Below are 18,282 nucleotides of genomic sequence, written 5' to 3'. Positions count from 1 at the left end.
CGTTTTTTTTGCGTTGGAGAACGCACGCCCCTGATCCAGCGCACACGTCCCATGGGATTAGCGGCTAAGCTTGCGGCTGCATCAGCGCGTCGTAGACCGTTTGCCGCAGGATTGCCCCTTTCTCTGGAGACGCTTTATGGCAGGTGCCCACGGCGCATCGGCGCAACCCCGTGCCGACAGGCCAAACCGCTGGCTGGACGTTTTGGCCGGGTTGTCGATTGCCGGGTTGTTGTTGCCCGAGGCGGTCGCCTATTCAAGCATTGCCGCGTTGCCGCCACAGGCGGGTGTCATTGCGTTATTTGCCGGTTTGCTGTGCTACGGGCTGTTCGGTACCAGTCGCTTTGCCATCGTTTCCGCGACATCCTCTTCGGCGGCGGTACTCGCCGCCGCCACAGCCACGTTGGCCAATGGTGACTCGGGCCTGCGCATGACCCTGGCGATCGGTCTGGTGCTGGTGACGGGCGGATTTTTCCTGCTGGCCGGGTTGTTCAAACTCGGCAGCGTGACGTCGTTTATTGCCAAACCGGTGCTGCGAGGCTTTGCATTCGGCCTGGCGGTGACGATCATCCTCAAGCAAGTAGCGAGCATCGTCGATGTGCACGTTAGCAATGGCAACCTGATCCGTTTCCTGCCGCAGCTGTTTGAGCAATTACCGCAATGGAACCGGGTCGGCGCCCTCGTGGCGGCGGTGTCCTTGCTGGTGCTGTGGCTGTGCGCGCGGGTCAGGCGTTTGCCGGGAGGTTTGCTGGTGGTGGCGCTCGGCATCGCGGCCGGCCAATGGCTGAACTTGCCAGCCTATGGGGTGAAACTGATCGGCGTGATTGATCTGAGCCTGGAAGTGCCTCGTCTTCCCGTGCTGCCGTTTACCGACTGGCTGCGCCTGGGCGAATTGGCGTTCGCCATGTTGATGATTTTGTATGCCGAGTCTTACGGATCGATCACCTCGTTTGCGCTAAAGCACGGCGACCGTGTGTCCTCGAACCGCGATCTGCTGGCACTCGGCGCGGCCAATCTGCTGTCGGGCCTGTTTCATGGCATGCCGGCGGGCGCCGGTTACTCGGCGACTGCGGCCAATGAGGCGGCGGGTGCTGGATCGCGTCTGGCGGGTGCAGTCGCGGCGGGGGTGGTGTTGCTCATTGTCTTGACGGTGTTGCCCTGGATCGCCCTGACCCCCGAGCCGGTGCTGGCGGCCATCGTCATTTATGCGTTGGCGCGCGGCTTGAGCCTGCAGCCCTTGGGCCGTTATTTCATTTGGCGCCGTGACCGTCTGCTGGTGATCTGTGCCGTGGCGGCGGTGCTGGTGCTGGGAGTACTGGACGGTTTGTTGGTGGCGGTGGTGATCAGTGTGGTGCTGATGTTGAAACAGATGTCATCGGCGGATGTTCAGGTGCTGGGGCGGATAGGCAGCGGTCATGATTTTGTAGATCTGCAGCGCCACCCTCAGGCCCGCGAGATCCCCGGTGTGCTGATCGTCAGGCCGAGCGAAGCGTTATTTTTCGCGAACGTGGAGCGCATTCTCGGCGGTGCATTGCATCTGGCCCGCCACGCGTTAACGCCGGTTCATACGATTATTCTCAGTCTGGAAGAGACGCCCGACCTGGATGGCACCAGCATTGAGGCGCTGGAGGCGTTCTTTTTGCAGGTGCGGGCTGAGGACAAACTGCTGATTTTGGCGCGGCTCAAGAATCAGGCTCAGGCCGTACTGTCGAAGTTGTCGGCGCAGGAGCGAGCACAGGTGATCTTCAGTGATTTGAGCGTCGACGTTGCAGTGCAACAAGCACTCAAGTCATCCGCATAACCTCTGGGAGCGGCGGTGTGACGATTCGACATTGCTCTTCACGCAGGCATAAAAAAACGCCGCTCATCTCACGATGGGCGGCGTTTTTTATTGCGTTGCAGCGTTAGGCTTGAACGACCGGGATGTTGGCGTTCGCAGCAGCTTCACGGAACTCGGCGATCTGGTCGAAGGACAGGTAGCGGTAAACATCGGCCGCCATGCTGTCGATCTTGCCAGCGTATTCCATGTACTCCTCGACGGTCGGCAGGCGACCCAGGATGGAAGCAACAGACGCCAGCTCGGCCGAAGCCAGGTAGACGTTCGCGCCGTCACCCAGACGGTTCGGGAAGTTACGGGTCGACGTCGACACAACAGTCGAGTTCGGCTCTACACGTGCCTGGTTACCCATGCACAGCGAGCAGCCCGGCATTTCCATGCGCGCGCCGGCCTTGCCGTAGATGCCGTAGTAGCCTTCTTCGGTCAGCTGGTGAGCGTCCATTTTGGTCGGCGGCGACAGCCACAGACGGGTTGGCAGCTGACCTTTGACCTGATCCAGCAACTTGCCGGCAGCGCGGAAGTGACCGATGTTGGTCATGCACGAACCGATGAACACTTCGTCGATCTTCTCGCCAGCAACGCTGGACAGCAGACGGGCGTCGTCCGGATCGTTCGGCGCGCAGAGCACAGGCTCTTTGATGTCGGCCAGGTCGATTTCGATGATTTCAGCGTATTCGGCGTCAGCATCGGCAACCATCAACTCAGGGTTGGCGATCCAGGCTTCCATCGCTTGAGCACGACGTTCCAGGGTGCGCGCATCGCCGTAGCCTTCGCCGATCATCCAGCGCAGCAGGGTGACGTTGGAGCTCAGGTACTCGGTGATGGACTCTTTCGACAGCTTGATGGTGCAACCGGCAGCCGAACGTTCGGCCGAGGCGTCGGACAGCTCGAACGCTTGCTCGATGCTCAGGTTGTCCAGGCCTTCGATTTCCAGAATGCGGCCGGAGAAGGCGTTCTTCTTGCCTTTCTTCTCGACAGTCAGCAGGCCAGCCTGAATCGCGAAGTAAGGAATGGCGTGAACCAGGTCACGCAGGGTGACGCCCGGTTGCATTTTGCCTTTGAAGCGCACCAGGATCGATTCCGGCATGTCCAGCGGCATAACGCCAGTGGCTGCGGCAAACGCTACCAGACCGGAACCGGCCGGGAACGAAATGCCCATCGGGAAACGGGTGTGCGAGTCACCACCGGTACCGACGGTGTCCGGCAGCAGCATACGGTTCAGCCAGCTGTGGATGATGCCGTCGCCCGGACGCAGGGAAACGCCGCCGCGGGTCATGATGAAGTCTGGCAGGGTGTGGTGGGTGGTCACGTCGATCGGCTTAGGGTAAGCCGCGGTGTGGCAGAAGGACTGCATCACCAGATCGGTCGAGAAGCCCAGGCACGCCAGGTCTTTCAGTTCATCACGGGTCATCGGACCGGTGGTGTCCTGAGAACCCACGGTGGTCATTTTCGGTTCGCAGTAGGTGCCAGGACGAACGCCTTTGCCTTCTGGCAGACCGCACGCCTTGCCGACCATTTTCTGCGCCAGGGTGAAGCCTTTGCCGGTGTCGACAGGTGCTTCAGGCAGTTTGAACAGGTCGGTAGGGCCCAGGCCCAGTTCGGCACGGGCCTTGTCGGTCAGGCCGCGACCGATGATCAGCGGGATACGGCCGCCGGCACGAACTTCGTCCAACAGCACCGGGGTCTTCATTTCGAAGGTGGTCAGGACTTCGTCAGTGCCGTGCTTGCAGACTTTGCCAGCATGCGGGTACAGGTCGATCACGTCGCCCATGTGCATGTTGGTGACGTCGAATTCGATTGGCAGTGCGCCAGCATCTTCCATGGTGTTGTAGAAGATCGGAGCGATTTTGCTGCCGAAGCAGAAACCGCCGGCACGCTTGTTCGGTACGAAAGGAACGTCGTCGCCGAAGAACCACAGCACCGAGTTGGTGGCGGATTTACGCGAAGAACCGGTACCGACCACGTCACCGACGTAGGCGATCGGGAAGCCGGCGTTGCGCATTTCTTCGATCTGCTTCATCGGACCGGTGACGCCCTGGGCGTCAGGCACGATGCCTTCACGGGCCATTTTCAGCATGGCGAGGGCGTGCAGCGGGATGTCCGGGCGGGACCAGGCGTCTGGAGCAGGGGACAGGTCGTCGGTGTTGGTTTCGCCGGTGACCTTGAACACGCGCAGGCTGATCTTGTCGGCCAGGACAGGGCGGTTTTTGAACCACTCGCCGTCAGCCCAGGATTGCAGCACGCCTTTAGCGTGAACGTTGCCGTTCTTGGCTTTTTCAGCGACGTCGTGGAAAGCATCGAACATCAGCAGGGTGTGCTTGAGTTCTTCGGCAGCGACTGGCGCCAGTTCGGCGTCGTCCAGCAGATTGACCAGCGTCACGATGTTGTAGCCGCCCTGCATGGTGCCGAGCAGTTCAACAGCGCGTTTCTTGTCGATCAGAGGGGATTTTGCTTCGCCTTTGGCGAGGGCAGACAGGAAACCGGCCTTTACATAGGCTGCTTCGTCCACACCTGGCGGAATGCGATTAGTGATCAGGTCAACGAGGAAAGCTTCTTCGCCAGCCGGGGGATTCTTCAGCAGCTCGACCAGGCCTGCAGTTTGTTCGGCGTTTAGCGGCTGGGGAACGATACCCAGTGCTGCACGCTCTTCGATATGTTTGCGGTAGGCTTCAAGCACAGTTATTACCCTCATCAGTGGTCCCAAATGGGTGTCCGGGACGCTCATCCCGAAATTGCCGTACTCATGCGCTGCATGGCGTTGTGGGCCACTAAGCCAGAATTACCGACAATTCCTTACAGAAGCTGCTTTCAAAGTTTTACGCCTGCAGAACGGGGAGCTGATGAGGGTTGGCGTTGGGCTTTTCCCCGCTGGAAAAACCCTTCGCCAACACCGCTCTGAAGGAACGACTGTGCTCGTGACGCTTTGAAAACAGCTTCTAACGGACATTGGCGCCTTAAAAGGCTGGCTGATTCTACGGCAAAAAAAATTTAAAGGTAAGTTAGGCCTTTAACTTTGAGGGGTGATCAATGTTAGACAAAGGGCTAACATGCCGACCTGTTCTGCTTTTCCGTGCTCTCCCAACCTATGCCCAATCAGACCATCAAGACCCCCTGCGTCGGCCTCTGCTCCACTGTTTACGGTGATTTGGTGTGCCGTGGCTGCAAGCGTTTCCACCATGAAGTGATCAACTGGAATGGTTACAACGAGGAGGAAAAACGCGCGGTGTGGCTGCGTCTTGAGCTGCTGCTGTCCCAGGTGATGGCCAGCAAGCTTGAAGTTTTCGATCCCCAGCGCCTGCGCCTGCAGCTGGAGCAGCGCAAGATCCGCTTTGTGCCGCATCAGTCGGAATATTGCTGGGCGTACCAGTTGATCGCCCGGGGCGCGCGGGTCATCAATAACCTGGAAGCCTACGGGATGGTGCTGATGCCGGAGTTTCGCGACTGGAACCTGCCGGAACTGCGGGATGCCATTGATCGGGAGTTCTTTTTGCTCTCCGAGGCGCATTACCAGCGCTACATTGCCCCCGGTTTCCTCAAAGACGCCTTCGGCGGCTGAACACAATAACCTGTGGCGAGGGGATTTATCCCCGTTGGGTTGCGAAGCGACCCCAAAACCAGGCGACCCAGATGAGTCGGATATACCGTGTGCGCCGGTTTTGCGACGACTGTGTCGCCGAACGGGGCGGTGCGACGTTTCGATAAATCCTCTCGCCACAAGGGTGCTGCAAATCTCAATGCTGCGTAACGATCTCCTCCAGATGATCCATGATCGTATCCGGCTTCAGCACCAGCACATCGCTTTCCACCGCATCCAGCACCACCTCCGCCGTGTTCCCGATCAACGCCCCTGACAACCCGGACCGAGCCACGGTACCGATTACCGTCACCGCCGCCTGCAGCTTGTGGGCCATGAACGGAATCAACACATCCGCCGGACCTTCCTCGATATGCAGGTGCTCGTCATCAATGTCGAACTCGGCCTGAAACGATTTGCACTGTTCGCGATAGCGCGCCTCGATGGTTTCGCTGAGTTGCAACGTCGGGTCGGCCGCCGACAGCATCGGCGACGGATGGGCGCTGACCACGTGCAAATGGGCCTTGGCCAGGCTGGCGATGTCGTAACCGTGATCGACGATGCAAGCGTGCAAGGTGCGGTGTTCGGCATCGGTATTACCGACATCGATTGCCGCCAGAATGACCCCGCCAGTCCACGGTTTCGAGGTTTTGACCAGCAGCACCGGCGTCGGGCAGTAACGCAGCAGTTTCCAGTCCGCCGGGGTCAGCAGGGCTTTTTTCAGCGGACTGTCGGGGTAATGCTGCTTGATCACCAGTCCACAGCCTTCAGCTTGCTGCACATCGACAATGGTTTCGTGCAGGCTTTCGTTCCAGGCCTGCTCGGTGGTGACGCTGTAGCCGTCCTCGATCAGCGCGGCCTTGAGCACGCCCAACATGCCGCTGTGGTCATGCTTGCGGTCGCAGACCAGCAGATGCAGATGAGCCTGGGTCACGCCGGCAATCAGCTTGGCCCGTTTGAGCGCCAGGCTTTCCGAGTGTTCGGGTTCGAGGACCACCAGAATGCTGCGAATGGCTTGCATGATCGGGATCTCCATGAAGTAAAAAATACTGCGTTGGACAACTATAGTTGCTGGCTGGCCATTCGGGACTTGATGTATATCAACGGTCGCGACTGGTGGTCTGCCGGCAGGCCGGTATAATCGGCGCCCTTCGATTTTGAACCTCTTATCCGTGAGCCCCATGATCCTTCCCGAAATTCACGAGTTCCTCGGCTGCCGCACCCCCGATGGCTGGGTTCAGGCCGCGCTGGCTGATCAGGAAACCCTGCTGATCGATCACAAAAACTGTGAATTCAAGGCCGCCAGTACCGCGTTGAGCCTGATCGCCAAGTACCACTCTCACGTCGATCTGATCAACCTGATGTCGCGTCTGGCCCGGGAAGAGCTGGTGCACCACGAACAGGTCATGCGCCTGATGAAAAAGCGCAAGATCGAACTGCGTCAGCTGTCCGCCGGGCGCTACGCCTCGGGACTGCGCAAAGTGGTGCGCAGCCACGAGCCGGTCAAACTGGTGGACACCCTGGTGGTCGGCGCCTTTATCGAAGCCCGTAGCTGCGAGCGTTTTGAAGCGCTGGTGCCGCATCTGGACGAAGAGCTGGGCAAGTTCTATTTCGGCCTGCTGAAGAGCGAGGCCCGGCATTTCCAGGGTTACCTGAAACTGGCCTACCAGTACGGTGACGCCAAGGACATCGCCCAGGTGATCGACAAGGTCCGCGCCGCCGAGCAAGAGCTGATCGAGTCACCGGATGTGGAGTTTCGTTTCCACAGCGGTGTGCCAGCGGCCGCCTGACGCTTTCGAGTCGTACTCAAATTATGCGACCGGCACAAACCCCTGTGGGAGTGGGCTTGCCCGCGAAGAGGCCATCAGCAATACCGCAACGTCAAAAGGTGTACACCACCTGCCCAGCCAGTGAAGCCTTCATCCGCCGCTGTCCGCCGCATTGTTGGCCAGATACTGCACGGCCAGCACCGTCGAAATGTCAAAGACTGTGAACCGGCTTAGCGGCTCAAACCCAGGCGCTCATGCCACTCGGCGATGGATTCTTCGGGATAGACGTCGAACTGCTGATCCCCAGGATGCGCCTCGACTTCCACCCACGGTGCCTTGGAACCGAGCATCAAGTGCGTGTGCTCCGGTGGCACCGGCAGCGGGGTGTCGATGGCAGAGGCAAACGGGTGAATCAGCTCCGGCCATTCGGGGCTGAACAGCCACAAGCCTGAACCGCACAGCGAACAGAAATGCCGCTCGGCGGTGCTGCTGTGGGCGCGTTTATCACCTTCGTCCTTGAGTCGTGCGTGATAAATCGCGATGTGCTTGCGACCGCGTACCTTAAGGCTGTCGGCATCACCACCCAAGTTGATCGCGTAGCCGCCACCGCCCTGAGTCTTGCGACAGATCGAACAATAACAACGCTGATACGGGTAGGGGTGGGCGCTGGTCAAGCTGAACGACACCGCGCCGCAATGGCAGGAACCTTCGAGCTGCATGGGAACCTCCGACAGGTCTGGAACTTACCCAAGACAGCCTAGACCTTCAGCGCCCCTCCACCGGTACGAGAATCGCATCGCCGGGTAACCTGCGTCGGGTTTGGGGGGAAGTCATTGCCCATAAGTGAGTGTGATGGCGTCGGATATGCGGTGGCTGTGCAGGCCCCATCGCGAGCAGGCTCGCTCCCACATTTGAAATGCATTCCCCTGTGGGAGCGAGCCTGCTCGCGATGAACGATAACGTGGTCCCGCTGGACGCCCACCCATGGCCGGGGCAGCATGGGCGCCTTCCTATTGGAGCCTTTGCCATGCGACGACTGCCTTCTCTGGCCGCACTGCGAACCTTCGAATGCGCCGCCCGTCACGCCCATTTCGGCCGGGCAGCGGCGGAGTTGTGCGTCACCGACAGCGCGGTCAGCCATCAGATTCGCCAGCTCGAAGAGCATTTGGGCGTGACGTTGTTCATCCGTGAAGGCCGGCAGATTCGCCCGACGATGGCGGCCGGGCGCCTGATGCAAAGCTTGCAGCAGGCTTTCGAACTGATCGGCGATGCCTGCGATGAACTGCGTGACCCGTCATCGCTGGCGGTGTTGCGTCTGGCAGTCACCGCCGAGCTGGCGCAAAAGTGGTTGATGAGTCGCCTGACGGATTTTTACGCGCGCTATCCGCACATCACCTTGCACCTCTACGAGCAACCGATCGATGGCACGGCGCCGGGCGAAGACATCGACCTGGCGATCACTTACGGCACCGGCCCGGTGGACAGCAGCGCGTACTTTGTCCGGCCCTTGCCGGCCTTGCAGTTCTTCCCGGTGTGCAGCCCCGGACTGTTCAACCAGGGCACCTTGAAAACCCCCAGGGATCTGGCGCGTCACTGCCTGCTGCACGACGATCAGGACGGCAAGACCTGGACCGCCTGGCTCACCAGCCATGCCGGCGATCAGCGCCCCGAACGGCAGTTGTATTTCGCCCACGCCGGTTTGGCGCTGGAAGCGGCGGCTCAAGGCCAGGGTGTGGCCATGGGCGATAACTTGACCGCGCAGGAGGATTTGCTCAGCGGTCGTCTGGTCCGGCCGTTCACCTCCAGCATGACTGCGCTCGGCCAATATGCGCTGGTGTGTGAGCGAGTGAGGCTGGAGCGCCCGGCAGTGGCGCAGATGCTGGAATGGTTCAACGATCAACTGATCGATTGATGAGTTGAATTCAAGTATTCCGAAATAATCATCGTTGGCGAGGAGGGCGCCGGCGACCTTAGCCTGTGGTCATTCCAATCCCCGCTGATGAGGTTTGACCATGGCACTTCTGCTCGACTCCACCCCCAAACTCGATGGTTTCCGTTTGCCCGGCGAATTCGAAACCAAGTCCGGTTGCTGGCTCGGCTGGCCAGAGCGCACCGACGTCTGGCGCAACGGCGCCAAACCTGCGCAGAAAGTCTGGGTACAGATCGTCACCGCCATTGCCCAAAGTGAGCCGGTCACCGTGTGCGCCTCTGCCGCGCAGTTCGCCACCGCTCGCCGCCAATTGCCGCCTCAAGTGCGGGTGGTGGAAATGACCTGCAATGACACCTGGTTCCGCGACAGTGGCCCATGCTTTGTGGTTAATGACGACAGCGGTGAAGTGCGGGGCGTGGACTTCGAGTTCAACGCATACGGCGGCCTCGACGGCGGCTTGTACTACCCGTGGGACAAGGACGATCAGATCGCCAGTAAAATCCTCGAAATCGAACGGTTCGACCGCTACCGCGCGCCGCTGATTGCCGAACTGGGTGGTATCCAGAGCGACGGCCAGGGCAGCATTCTCACCACCGAGCAATGCCTGCTCAACCGCAATCGCAACCAGCACCTGGGCAAGGAAGAAGTCACCCGGCGATTGACCGATTACCTCGGCGCCGAGCAAATCATCTGGCTGCCACGGGGCTGCAAATTCGACGAAACCGACGGCCATGTCGACGATCTCGCCTGCTTCGTGCGCCCCGGTGAAGTGGTGCTGCAATGGACCGACAATCGCGATGACCCGCAATGGGAAATCTACCAGGAGGCCTACGACATTCTGCGCAGCACCCGCGACAGCCGTGGCCGCGAGCTGAAAGTGCACAAGCTGCCGCAACCGGATGTGCTGGAATGGACCGCTGAAGAAGCCGAAGGCCTGGATCAGCAAGACAGTACGCACACCCGTCAGGCCGGGACCAAAATCTGCGCGTCGTACATCAACTACTACGCCGGCAACACCTCAATCGTGGTGCCGCTGTTTGGCGATCGCAACGATCAGGCCGCACAGGCAACCCTCGCCGAACTGTTCCCGCAACACAAAATCGTCGGTATCGAAAACTCCAGGGAAATCCTCCTCGGCGGCGGCAATGTCGCGTGCATCACCATGCCGCAGTACGCCGGCAGTGCCTGCAACAAAAAGGGAGTTTGAAAATGGGCCTGCACAAACTGACTCAAGCATTACTGCTGGTGCTCGCACCCCTGTGTGTACAGGCCGCCGATACCGCCAAACCGGTGGTCAATCTGTACATCTGGGGCGAGTACCTGGCCCCGGACACCCTGAGCAATTTCGAGAAGAAAACCGGCATCCACGTGGTGGCCGACCACTTCGACTCCCTGGAAACCGTAGAGACCAAACTGCTCACGGGGCGCAGCGGCTATGACCTGGTGCTGACCGCCGGTCAGCATTTGTCCCGGGCGATCCAGAGTGGTGCGATTCAAATGATAAACCCGCAACAGCTGCCGCATTTTGCCGGCGTGGGTGACGAGTTCCGCCAGCACATGGCGGTGTTCGATCCGGGCAATCGCTACGCCGGGATCTACGCCTGGGGCACCACCGGCGTCGGCTACCAGGAAGAGGCGATCATGCAGCGCCTGCCCGACGCACCACGGGACAGTTGGGCCATGCTGTTCGACCCGGCAGTGGTGTCAAAATTTGCCGATTGCGGGGTGAGTTTGCTCAATGATCCCAACGAAGTGTTCGCCGCAGTCATGAAGTACATGGGCCTGGACATCAACCGCCAGAACCTCGATGACCTGAAACGGGCCGAACAGCAACTGGCGAAGATTCGGCCCTATATTCGCTACTTCGACAATGACCTGAACATCAGTGACCTCGCCAACGGCAACACCTGCGTCGCGATGTCGTGGAACGGCAATGTGGCCATCGCCGCGGGACAGGCCGAGGCTGCGAACAAGCCGTTCAAGCTGAGTTATCGGATACCGAAGGAGGGCACGTTGATCTGGTTCGACGCGATGGTCATTCCCAAGGATGCGCCTCATCCTCAGGCGGGGCTGGCGTTGATGGATTATCTGATGACGCCGGAGGTGATTGCGCCCATCACGGACACCATCCACTACGCCAATGCGATTACGGCGGCGGACGGCTTGATTGATCCGGCGATTCGCAATGACCCGGGGACGTATCCGTCGGCTGAGGTGAGGGCTTCGTTGTATAGCAAGAATGACAATGGCAAGGAATTTAACCGGGCTTTGATTCGGGCGTTCAGTCGGTTGAAGTCGGGGTTATGACTGGCCTGGGATGATGTGTTGAATGTGCTGACGCCTTCGCGAGCAGGCTCGCTCCCACAGGGGATCCCGGGAGTTCACAAATCCAATGTGGGAGCGAGCCTGCTCGCGATGAACGATAACGCGGTCTACTTGCCGGTCATCCGCCACAAATACCAGACAGCCACCGTCCGATAAGGACTCCACGCCAACCCGATCTCAATCATCTGCTTGCGCGTCGGCGGCACCTCCAGCCCCTTCATCCGCCGATACCCCTCACGCACCCCAAAATCATCGGCGGGCAAAATATCCGGCCGTTCCAGGCTGTAGATCAGCAACATCTCAACCGTCCAGCGCCCAACCCCACGCAAGGTAATCAACCGCTCGATCAGCGCCTCATCCTCCATGGCCAGTGCCGTGGCGTAATCCGGCACCACACCGTCCAGCGCCGCTTGGGCAATGCCCTGAATGGTCGCGATCTTGCTGGCGGAAAACCCGCAACTGCGTAGTTGATCGAACCCGGTCGCGACAACTTGTTCAGACCTCGGGAACGTACCCGTCCCAAACAACGCGATCAATCGACCGACAATCGCATCCCCGGCCTTCGCATGCAGTTGCTGGTAGGCAATCGCCCGCACCAGCGACTCATAAGGATCGCGAGCCGCATGGGGCTGATGCAGGCAAGGGCCGACGGCGGCGATGTGGCGACGCCAGTCCTCATCGATGGACGATAGAAACTCAGTGGCGGGCAGATAGGCGTCGGGCATGGGCTCAAGCTTTCCCGGACGGCGCCAACAGGGCGTTCACTTCACCATAGGTGAGGGCCTTCAGGTCACGGCTGTCGAGTGTCCCTGTTTCCAGAAAGCTCTTGGCCAGTGCGCCCATGGCGCCATACAGAAACTCAGCAATGCGCGAGCCTGCACTCAAACGGCGTACGCCGAGGGCTTTCAGCTCTTCAGGCGATGGCAAGCCGGGGAGCCCGAGGACGTTCAACGGCAACGGAGTGCCTTGGCACAGCGCAGCGATCTCGTACTCAGCCGTGACGCCAGCCGCGAACAAACCATCGGCACCGGCCGCCTGATACAACGCGGCGCGCTTGAGCGTCTCGGCCACGCGATCTTCGGCGGGCACCAGACTCTTGAGGTACACATCGGTGCGGGCATTGATGAACAGCTTCACGCCGCGACGTTCGGCCACCTGACGAGCGACTTCGATCTTGCGCACCAACAGCTCGGGCGGGGAAGCACCGTCCTCGATGTTGATCCCCACCGCGCCGGCTGCGATGACCGCATCAATCACTTGGGCCACCCGCGTCAGGTCATCGGAATAGCCGGCCTCGATATCCACGGTCAACGGCACCGAGATCACCCGGGCGATGGACTCGACCGTCGATACCAGGCGCTCAAGGGGCAGGGCGTTGCCGTCCGGATAACCGTGAGCCCAGGCGACTGCCGCGCTGCTGGTGGCGACAGCTTTACAGCCCAACTGTTCCACGATGCGCCCCCCGGCGGCATCGGCGACATTGGTGAGGATCAGCAAGCCGTCGTGGTGCAGTTGGTGAAATGGCGTGTCCATCGAATGTCCTTCCTTATGACTTTTTGAGAAACCTGCAAATGATCAGAATGCGAGTGGTTGCGTGATCTGCACCGCCGCTTTTTCCAGCCTGAGCAAGAACGCCTTGCGCGGTTGTCCTCCACCATAGCCGGTCAACGAGCCGTCGGTGCCGATCACCCGGTGACAGGGCACGACAATCGAGAGACGGTTATGTCCGTTGGCCAGGCCCACGGCGCGACTGGCGCCGGGTTTGCCCAATAGCGCCGCAATGGCGCCGTAAGTGCTGGTCTGGCCGTACGGGATCTTCGCCAGTTCGGCCCAGACCTGTCGGGCGAAATCGCTGCCAGGCAAGTGTAGTGGAACCTTGAAGTCAGTGAGTTTGCCGGCGAAATACTGCGTCAGTTCGGCTTCAATCTGCTGCAAATGCGCGTTATGTCCTGGCGCGACGGCATAGCCGTATCGATTCTGCAATTCTTCCACTTCCTTGGTCAGCGCTGGCCGATCAAGAAACTCCAGCAGCACCAGCCCGCGTCGTTCGGCCATGGCGATCATCGGCCCCAGCGGTGTGGTCAGGCGAGTGAACAGCAGCGGCTCGCTGTTGGCGGCGCGGCCGGGCGTGATGTTGAAGGACTTTTGAAACGCATCGCGAAACCCGCTCAGGGACTCGTAGCCCGAATCGAACGCCGCGTTGTCGATGGAATCGCCCTGTTTGATCCCGCCCAACGCCATGCCGAGGCGTCGGGTGCGCAGCCAGGCGTGAAAGGTCATGCCGAAATGCTGCTTGAACCAGCGGCGCAGTTTCAGCGGTTCGATGCCTTCGGCCAGCAGCTGCGCATCGGTCCAGCGCTGCTCGGGGTCGGCATCCACCGATTTGAGCAGCTTCTGCACCCAGTCCGGCGCGATGGCCGCCGCGTCCAGCGGTTTGCAGCGCAGACAGGCGCGATAGCCCGCGGACATGCACTCATCGGCATGGGCGAAGAACTCGACGTTCTCCGGTTTCGGCTTGCGCGCCGTGCAACTGGGGCGACAGAAGATGCCGGTGGTTTTGACCGCGGTAAAGAACACCCCCTCGTAGGCGGTGTCTCGTTCGAGCATGGCGCGAACCATCTCGGCGTGGGGCGGAAGCAAAGCGTTTTGTAGGTTCATGGGCCGAGCATAAGCCGCGTCGCCCAGCGCCTCCACCGGAAAATCGACAGAGAATTCCAGCCATTCGTCATGAGGGCTGCCTAATGCTTATGTCGGTGATGGATGTCCGGAAAATGTGGATGACTGTGGCGCAGCGGCGTGTGTTGATGTTCGTGACTGTGGGGTTCGGTCCCGTCCCACTGGAATGAATGTTCATGTTGATGATGCTCGTCATGCACGTGGCGATGAGCATGCTTGAGCGCCTCATGTTGATGCTCATGGGCATGACTTTCCTTGAGGTGAATCCATACCCCAAGGCCCATCAACAGCGAAGCGGCCCAAAATGTCAGCGTGACGGGTTCGTTCAGCAGCAGGATGGCGATTGCCGCGCCGAGGAAAGGTGCCGTGGAAAAGTAGGCGCCGGTACGAGCAGTGCCCAGGCCCCGGAGTGCCAGAACGAACAACACCAGGCTGATGCCATACCCCAGGAAACCCACGATCAACGTAGGCCCCAGCACCGTCATGTGCGGCAGTGTTGCGCCGAGCAGCAGCGCCAGAGAACAGTTCACCACCCCAGCGACCAACCCCTTGATGCCGGCAATAAACAGCGCATCCGAAGCCGATACCTTGCGCGTCAGGTTGTTATCGATCGCCCAGCACACGCAGGCCAGCGCTACCGCCAACGGTCCGATCCAGCCCTGTGATTGCGCCGGGTTCTGGGGCCAGGCCAGCAGCAAGCCGCCGGCGACAATTGCCAGCATTCCGGCGACGATGCGCCGGTCAGCGTTCTCCTTGAATACCACCCAGGCCAGCACGGCGGTCAATACCGATTCGAGGTTGAGCATCAGCGAGGCCGTGGCGCCGGCGGTCAGGGTCAAACCGAACATCAGCGCCACCGGCCCGAGCACGCCGCCAAAAGCGATGGCACCGATCAGCCATGGCCACTCCGACGATTTCAACCCGCTGGGCTGCCAGCCTCGGTCACGCAAAAGCCTGACGATTGTCAGGCCCAGGCCGCTGCCCAGGTACAACAAGCCGGCCAGCAGGATCGGCGAAAGGTTCAGGCCCAGCAACTTGGCCAATGGCGTACTCGCGCCAAAAAGAGCGGCAGCGCCAAGGGCGTAGACGATGTTCAGGTTCATTGAGGGCCTGTGGTGAGTTGGGGAGTGGCCAAGTACTGCACAAGTTTCGTGGCCAACAACATTCTACTGTGGGAGCGAGCCTGCTCGCGATAGCGGCTTTACATTCAATAATGATGTTGACTGACAGACCGCTATCGCGAGCAGGCTCGCTCCCACAGTTTATAGATAGAGTTCAGGCACGGCGCGCCATTAGCAACACCGAAGCCGCCGCTGACAACAATCCCGCGCAGCAACGATTGAACATCCGCTTGCCCCGGGGTTCGGCGAACCAGCGGCGCATGTGCAGGCCCATGTAGGCGTAGGCACCGATGGCGATCCATTCCAGCACCAGGAACAACGCGCCCAACACGGCGAATTGCGGCGATACGGCTTGGGTCGAGTCGACGAACTGCGGCAGGAACGCGGTAAAGATCAGGATCGCTTTCGGATTGCCGGCCGCCACCAGGAATTCCTGGCGCGCCAACGCCAACATCCCCACCGGCGCGCCTGCCACCACGTTTTCCGTCCCGGGATCGGCGCGCCACAATTGCCAGGCGAGGTAGAGCAGGTACGCCGCCCCCAGAATCTTGATCCCGTAGAACAACAATTCCGACGTTTGCAGCACCACCGCCAGCCCCGCCGACGCGAGGGCGATCATGCCGGCGAAGGCGAACAGCCGACCGATCCCGGCGACACAGGCGATGCGATAGCCGTAGCGGGTCGAGTTGCTGACCGACAACAGGTTGTTCGGCCCGGGCGCCATGTTCAGGGCGAAGCAGGCGGGAAGAAACAGGGTGAGGGTCGCGAGGTCCATGGCGGGGCTCCAAAAGCGGGAACGGTATTTTTATCACAGGCCCGGGGTGGCTTGACCCATACAGTGGTGGACGGCGGTCGCGGTACAGCTGAGGGGTGTTTTGTTCAATACAGCCCTCAGGTCGCTCTTTACCTTGAGGCCTCGTTCAACTGAATTGAAGAAGGTCTGTGATGAGTCTGATTATCTCGATGGCGGCGTTTGCACTGGTGGCCTCGATAACGCCAGGGCCGGTGAACATCGTAGCGTTGAGTTCCGGCGCGCAGTTTGGTTTCCGCGCCAGTCAACGGCATGTGGCCGGGGCGACGCTGGGTTTCGTCGTGTTGTTGGTGTTGATGGGATTAGGGCTGCATGAGGTGTTGCAGCGCTGGCCAGCGCTGACGCTGGGGGTGCAATGGGCGGGGGTGGCATTCCTGTTGTACATGGCCTTCAAGTTAGCCGCCGACAAGGGAGATCTGCAGGCGAAGGAGTCAGGCCGTGCGCCGTCTATGTTGTACGGCGCGGTCATGCAATGGCTCAACCCGAAAGCCTGGCTGGCCTGCGTGGCCGGGATGGGCGCTTTTGTGGCGGATGGCGAGGCGCGGCTGGTCTGGCAGTTTGCGGCGGTGTATCTGGTGATTTGCTACCTGTCCGTCGGCTGCTGGGCCTATGCCGGGACGTTTTTACGCTGCTATCTGAGTAACCCGGCGGGCATGCGTCTGTTCAATCGGAGTATGGCGTTGTTGCTGGCGGTGAGTGCGGTGTACCTGTTGATACCTTAAGCACAGGGATCGCGTCGTTGGAGTCAGCCGCGATACTGTCCCGGTGTCGCCGCCAGATGTTGTTTGAACGCACGCTGAAAATGCGCCTGATCAGCAAACCCGGCTTCGAGCGCGACATCGGCGATCAACTTGCCGCTGCGCAGTTGATCGCGGGCGAACTGGATACGCCGGTTGACCAGAAAGGCGTGGGGCGTCATGCCGTAATGCTGCTTGAACGCACGGATCAGGTAGGACGGCGATAGTTGAGCCGCCTCGCAAATGTCTTCGAGCTTGAGCAGTTGCGTGCAGTTGTCGCGGATGTACTCGGCGGCCCGTTCCAGTTTGAAATTGGGCTCGCGCAGCGGTTGGTCACCAGGGTTGAGGCGCTGTTGCACATCGGTGAAAAACTCCACCGCCGCGCTTTGCTTGTGCAACACGTCTTGCTGCGCATCGACCAACACGTCGTACACACTTTTCAGACCGGCATACAGATCACTGTCGTGAGTGTGGGTGATGGAAAAACGGCGGAACGCCAAGTCCTGGCTGAAGCCGAGCTGATGCTGCAAGTCGGTCAGCCACGGCGTCTCGACGTACAGCATCAGGTACGACCACGGTTGGTCATCGATGGGATTGCAGGCGTGGACATCACCGGGATTCATCAGCACCACGGTGCCGGCACTGACCTGGAATTGCGATTGCTCGTGGAGGTAGGTACTGCGCCCGGCCGTGATCGCACCGATGGAAAAGTGCTCGTGAGAATGCCGGGTGTAACAGACCTCGCGGCCGTCGGCGATGGAACGGGCTTCGATGAAGGGCAGGGCGTCGTCGCGCCAGAAGCGCGGGGCTTTGTCAGCGTCTTTGGCAACGGCGGGCTTCATGGTCAGCGTCCTCGGCAGGTCAGCGTCGAAGTGTATTAGCTCTCGCCGTCAAAGGCTCGTTGCAACGCTGCGATATCGAGTTTTTTCATCTGCAACATCGCCGCCATGGCGCGTTGGGATTTTGCCGTGTCAGGGTCTTTCATCATGTCCATCAGGGCCACCGGTACGATCTGCCACGACACGCCGAATTTGTCCTTGAGCCAGCCGCATTGCTGGGCCTCAACGGGACCACCCGCGGACAGGCGCCCCCAGAAGTGGTCGACTTCTTCCTGAGTATGGCAATTGACCTGAAATGAAACCGCTTCATTGAACTTGAATATCGGACCGCCGTTGAGGCCGGTAAAACTCTGTCCGTCCAGCTCGAAACTGACCGTCATCACCGAACCTTCGGGCCTGCCGTGAATCTCCTGACCGGCCTTGCCGTAGTGGGTGGTGGCGCTGATTTTCGAATGATCGAAGATCGCACAGTAGAACTTCGCGGCCTCCTCGGCTTGATCGTCGAACCACAGGCAGGGCGTGAGTTTTTGAACGCGGTGCATGGTTTAGCTCCTCTACGGATTACTCAGGCTGGACTTTCAGCGTAGTCAGCCTCGGGTCGTCTGGCCGTACCGTAGATCGACAAGTTGAAAGAGTTTCCCTGGGCAATGGAATCAAACATGTCGG

The 18,282-nt window shown here is 60.2% G+C and carries 17 protein-coding genes; 7 read left to right on the top strand and 10 right to left on the bottom strand.

The window, feature by feature from the left end; genetic code table 11:
* Positions 1-136 precede the first annotated feature (136 nt).
* On the top strand, positions 137-1,798 hold the full coding sequence (locus IB252_RS16075; protein WP_192409500.1) for a SulP family inorganic anion transporter: 1,662 nt from the start codon (positions 137-139) through the stop codon (positions 1,796-1,798).
* A 103-nt stretch (positions 1,799-1,901) separates the two neighbouring features.
* On the opposite strand, the gene acnB is transcribed toward IB252_RS16075, so the two are convergent.
* Positions 1,902-4,511 carry a bifunctional aconitate hydratase 2/2-methylisocitrate dehydratase gene (gene acnB / locus IB252_RS16070; RefSeq protein WP_111452277.1) on the bottom strand — a complete coding sequence of 870 codons (2,610 nt, stop codon included), beginning with the start codon at positions 4,509-4,511 and terminating at the stop codon, positions 1,902-1,904.
* Between the two features lie 408 nt (positions 4,512-4,919).
* On the opposite strand from acnB, the gene IB252_RS16065 reads away from it, so the two are divergent.
* Positions 4,920-5,390, top strand: coding sequence for a DUF1289 domain-containing protein (locus tag IB252_RS16065; RefSeq protein WP_008149863.1), 471 nt, complete (start codon positions 4,920-4,922; stop codon positions 5,388-5,390).
* Between the two features lie 175 nt (positions 5,391-5,565).
* Here IB252_RS16065 and IB252_RS16060 read toward each other — a convergent pair whose 3' ends face one another.
* Complete coding sequence (locus tag IB252_RS16060; protein WP_192409499.1) at positions 5,566-6,429, bottom strand: universal stress protein; 864 nt, start codon at positions 6,427-6,429, stop codon at positions 5,566-5,568.
* Between the two features lie 160 nt (positions 6,430-6,589).
* Here IB252_RS16060 and IB252_RS16055 point away from each other — a divergent pair, with 160 nt between their 5' ends.
* Positions 6,590-7,198, top strand: coding sequence for a tRNA-(ms[2]io[6]A)-hydroxylase (locus IB252_RS16055; RefSeq protein WP_046032069.1), 609 nt, complete (start codon positions 6,590-6,592; stop codon positions 7,196-7,198).
* A gap of 209 nt (positions 7,199-7,407) precedes the next feature.
* Here the strand turns inward: IB252_RS16055 and IB252_RS16050 are convergent, their stop codons facing one another.
* A complete protein-coding gene (locus tag IB252_RS16050) occupies positions 7,408-7,896 on the bottom strand; it encodes a GFA family protein (RefSeq protein ID WP_192409498.1) in 489 nt (162 codons plus the stop codon).
* A gap of 308 nt (positions 7,897-8,204) precedes the next feature.
* Between IB252_RS16050 and IB252_RS16045 the strand changes: the two genes are divergently transcribed.
* From IB252_RS16045 to IB252_RS16035, 3 genes are all read left to right on the top strand, one after another.
* On the top strand, positions 8,205-9,089 hold the full coding sequence (locus IB252_RS16045) for a LysR substrate-binding domain-containing protein (protein ID WP_192409497.1): 885 nt from the start codon (positions 8,205-8,207) through the stop codon (positions 9,087-9,089).
* A 100-nt stretch (positions 9,090-9,189) separates the two neighbouring features.
* On the top strand, positions 9,190-10,314 hold the full coding sequence (gene aguA / locus IB252_RS16040) for an agmatine deiminase (protein ID WP_192409496.1): 1,125 nt from the start codon (positions 9,190-9,192) through the stop codon (positions 10,312-10,314).
* Between the two features lie 2 nt (positions 10,315-10,316).
* Entirely contained in the window at positions 10,317-11,414 is a 1,098-nt protein-coding gene (locus IB252_RS16035) for an extracellular solute-binding protein (RefSeq protein WP_192409495.1), read from the top strand.
* A gap of 125 nt (positions 11,415-11,539) precedes the next feature.
* On the opposite strand, the gene IB252_RS16030 is transcribed toward IB252_RS16035, so the two are convergent.
* The 5 genes from IB252_RS16030 to IB252_RS16010 all read right to left on the bottom strand — a co-directional run bounded on the left by IB252_RS16030 (position 11,540) and on the right by IB252_RS16010 (position 16,004).
* The gene (locus tag IB252_RS16030) at positions 11,540-12,157 is read right to left on the bottom strand and encodes a DNA-3-methyladenine glycosylase family protein (protein ID WP_192409494.1); all 618 of its coding nucleotides are present in this window, start codon (positions 12,155-12,157) and stop codon (positions 11,540-11,542) included.
* Positions 12,158-12,161: 4 nt separating this feature from the next.
* Positions 12,162-12,965 (bottom strand): isocitrate lyase/PEP mutase family protein, encoded by an 804-nt coding sequence (locus IB252_RS16025; protein ID WP_192409493.1) that lies wholly within the window; start codon positions 12,963-12,965, stop codon positions 12,162-12,164.
* 42 nt (positions 12,966-13,007) lie between these two features.
* Positions 13,008-14,090, bottom strand: a complete 1,083-nt coding sequence (locus IB252_RS16020; protein ID WP_192409492.1) for a bifunctional transcriptional activator/DNA repair enzyme AdaA — start codon at positions 14,088-14,090, stop codon at positions 13,008-13,010.
* 80 nt (positions 14,091-14,170) lie between these two features.
* Positions 14,171-15,211 (bottom strand): DMT family transporter, encoded by a 1,041-nt coding sequence (locus IB252_RS16015; RefSeq protein ID WP_192409491.1) that lies wholly within the window; start codon positions 15,209-15,211, stop codon positions 14,171-14,173.
* Between the two features lie 172 nt (positions 15,212-15,383).
* Entirely contained in the window at positions 15,384-16,004 is a 621-nt protein-coding gene (locus tag IB252_RS16010; RefSeq protein WP_192409490.1) for a LysE family translocator, read from the bottom strand.
* 170 nt (positions 16,005-16,174) lie between these two features.
* Here IB252_RS16010 and IB252_RS16005 point away from each other — a divergent pair, with 170 nt between their 5' ends.
* Positions 16,175-16,762, top strand: coding sequence for a LysE family translocator (locus IB252_RS16005; RefSeq protein WP_192409489.1), 588 nt, complete (start codon positions 16,175-16,177; stop codon positions 16,760-16,762).
* A 23-nt stretch (positions 16,763-16,785) separates the two neighbouring features.
* Here the strand turns inward: IB252_RS16005 and IB252_RS16000 are convergent, their stop codons facing one another.
* Positions 16,786-17,619 (bottom strand): AraC family transcriptional regulator, encoded by an 834-nt coding sequence (locus IB252_RS16000; protein ID WP_192409488.1) that lies wholly within the window; start codon positions 17,617-17,619, stop codon positions 16,786-16,788.
* A gap of 35 nt (positions 17,620-17,654) precedes the next feature.
* Positions 17,655-18,158, bottom strand: a complete 504-nt coding sequence (locus IB252_RS15995) for a VOC family protein (RefSeq protein ID WP_111452287.1) — start codon at positions 18,156-18,158, stop codon at positions 17,655-17,657.
* Between the last annotated feature and the right edge of the window lie 124 nt (positions 18,159-18,282).

The sequence above is a fragment of the Pseudomonas sp. PDM10 genome (genome assembly GCF_014852295.1).
Taxonomy (GTDB): Bacteria; Pseudomonadota; Gammaproteobacteria; order Pseudomonadales; family Pseudomonadaceae; genus Aquipseudomonas.
This window is presented reverse-complemented; position numbering and strand designations above follow the sequence as displayed.

Coding starts and splice junctions, on each gene's coding strand:
- IB252_RS16045 (WP_192409497.1), top strand. CDS start 8,205: ATGCGACGACTGCCTTCTCTGGCCGCACTGCGAACCTTCGAATGCGCC.
- aguA (WP_192409496.1), top strand. CDS start 9,190: ATGGCACTTCTGCTCGACTCCACCCCCAAACTCGATGGTTTCCGTTTG.
- IB252_RS16030 (WP_192409494.1), bottom strand. CDS start 12,157: ATGCCCGACGCCTATCTGCCCGCCACTGAGTTTCTATCGTCCATCGAT.
- IB252_RS16015 (WP_192409491.1), bottom strand. CDS start 15,211: ATGAACCTGAACATCGTCTACGCCCTTGGCGCTGCCGCTCTTTTTGGC.
- IB252_RS16020 (WP_192409492.1), bottom strand. CDS start 14,090: ATGAACCTACAAAACGCTTTGCTTCCGCCCCACGCCGAGATGGTTCGC.
- IB252_RS16025 (WP_192409493.1), bottom strand. CDS start 12,965: ATGGACACGCCATTTCACCAACTGCACCACGACGGCTTGCTGATCCTC.
- IB252_RS16010 (WP_192409490.1), bottom strand. CDS start 16,004: ATGGACCTCGCGACCCTCACCCTGTTTCTTCCCGCCTGCTTCGCCCTG.
- IB252_RS16055 (WP_046032069.1), top strand. CDS start 6,590: ATGATCCTTCCCGAAATTCACGAGTTCCTCGGCTGCCGCACCCCCGAT.
- IB252_RS16035 (WP_192409495.1), top strand. CDS start 10,317: ATGGGCCTGCACAAACTGACTCAAGCATTACTGCTGGTGCTCGCACCC.
- IB252_RS16060 (WP_192409499.1), bottom strand. CDS start 6,429: ATGCAAGCCATTCGCAGCATTCTGGTGGTCCTCGAACCCGAACACTCG.
- IB252_RS16005 (WP_192409489.1), top strand. CDS start 16,175: ATGAGTCTGATTATCTCGATGGCGGCGTTTGCACTGGTGGCCTCGATA.
- IB252_RS16050 (WP_192409498.1), bottom strand. CDS start 7,896: ATGCAGCTCGAAGGTTCCTGCCATTGCGGCGCGGTGTCGTTCAGCTTG.
- IB252_RS16000 (WP_192409488.1), bottom strand. CDS start 17,619: ATGAAGCCCGCCGTTGCCAAAGACGCTGACAAAGCCCCGCGCTTCTGG.
- IB252_RS15995 (WP_111452287.1), bottom strand. CDS start 18,158: ATGCACCGCGTTCAAAAACTCACGCCCTGCCTGTGGTTCGACGATCAA.
- IB252_RS16065 (WP_008149863.1), top strand. CDS start 4,920: ATGCCCAATCAGACCATCAAGACCCCCTGCGTCGGCCTCTGCTCCACT.
- IB252_RS16075 (WP_192409500.1), top strand. CDS start 137: ATGGCAGGTGCCCACGGCGCATCGGCGCAACCCCGTGCCGACAGGCCA.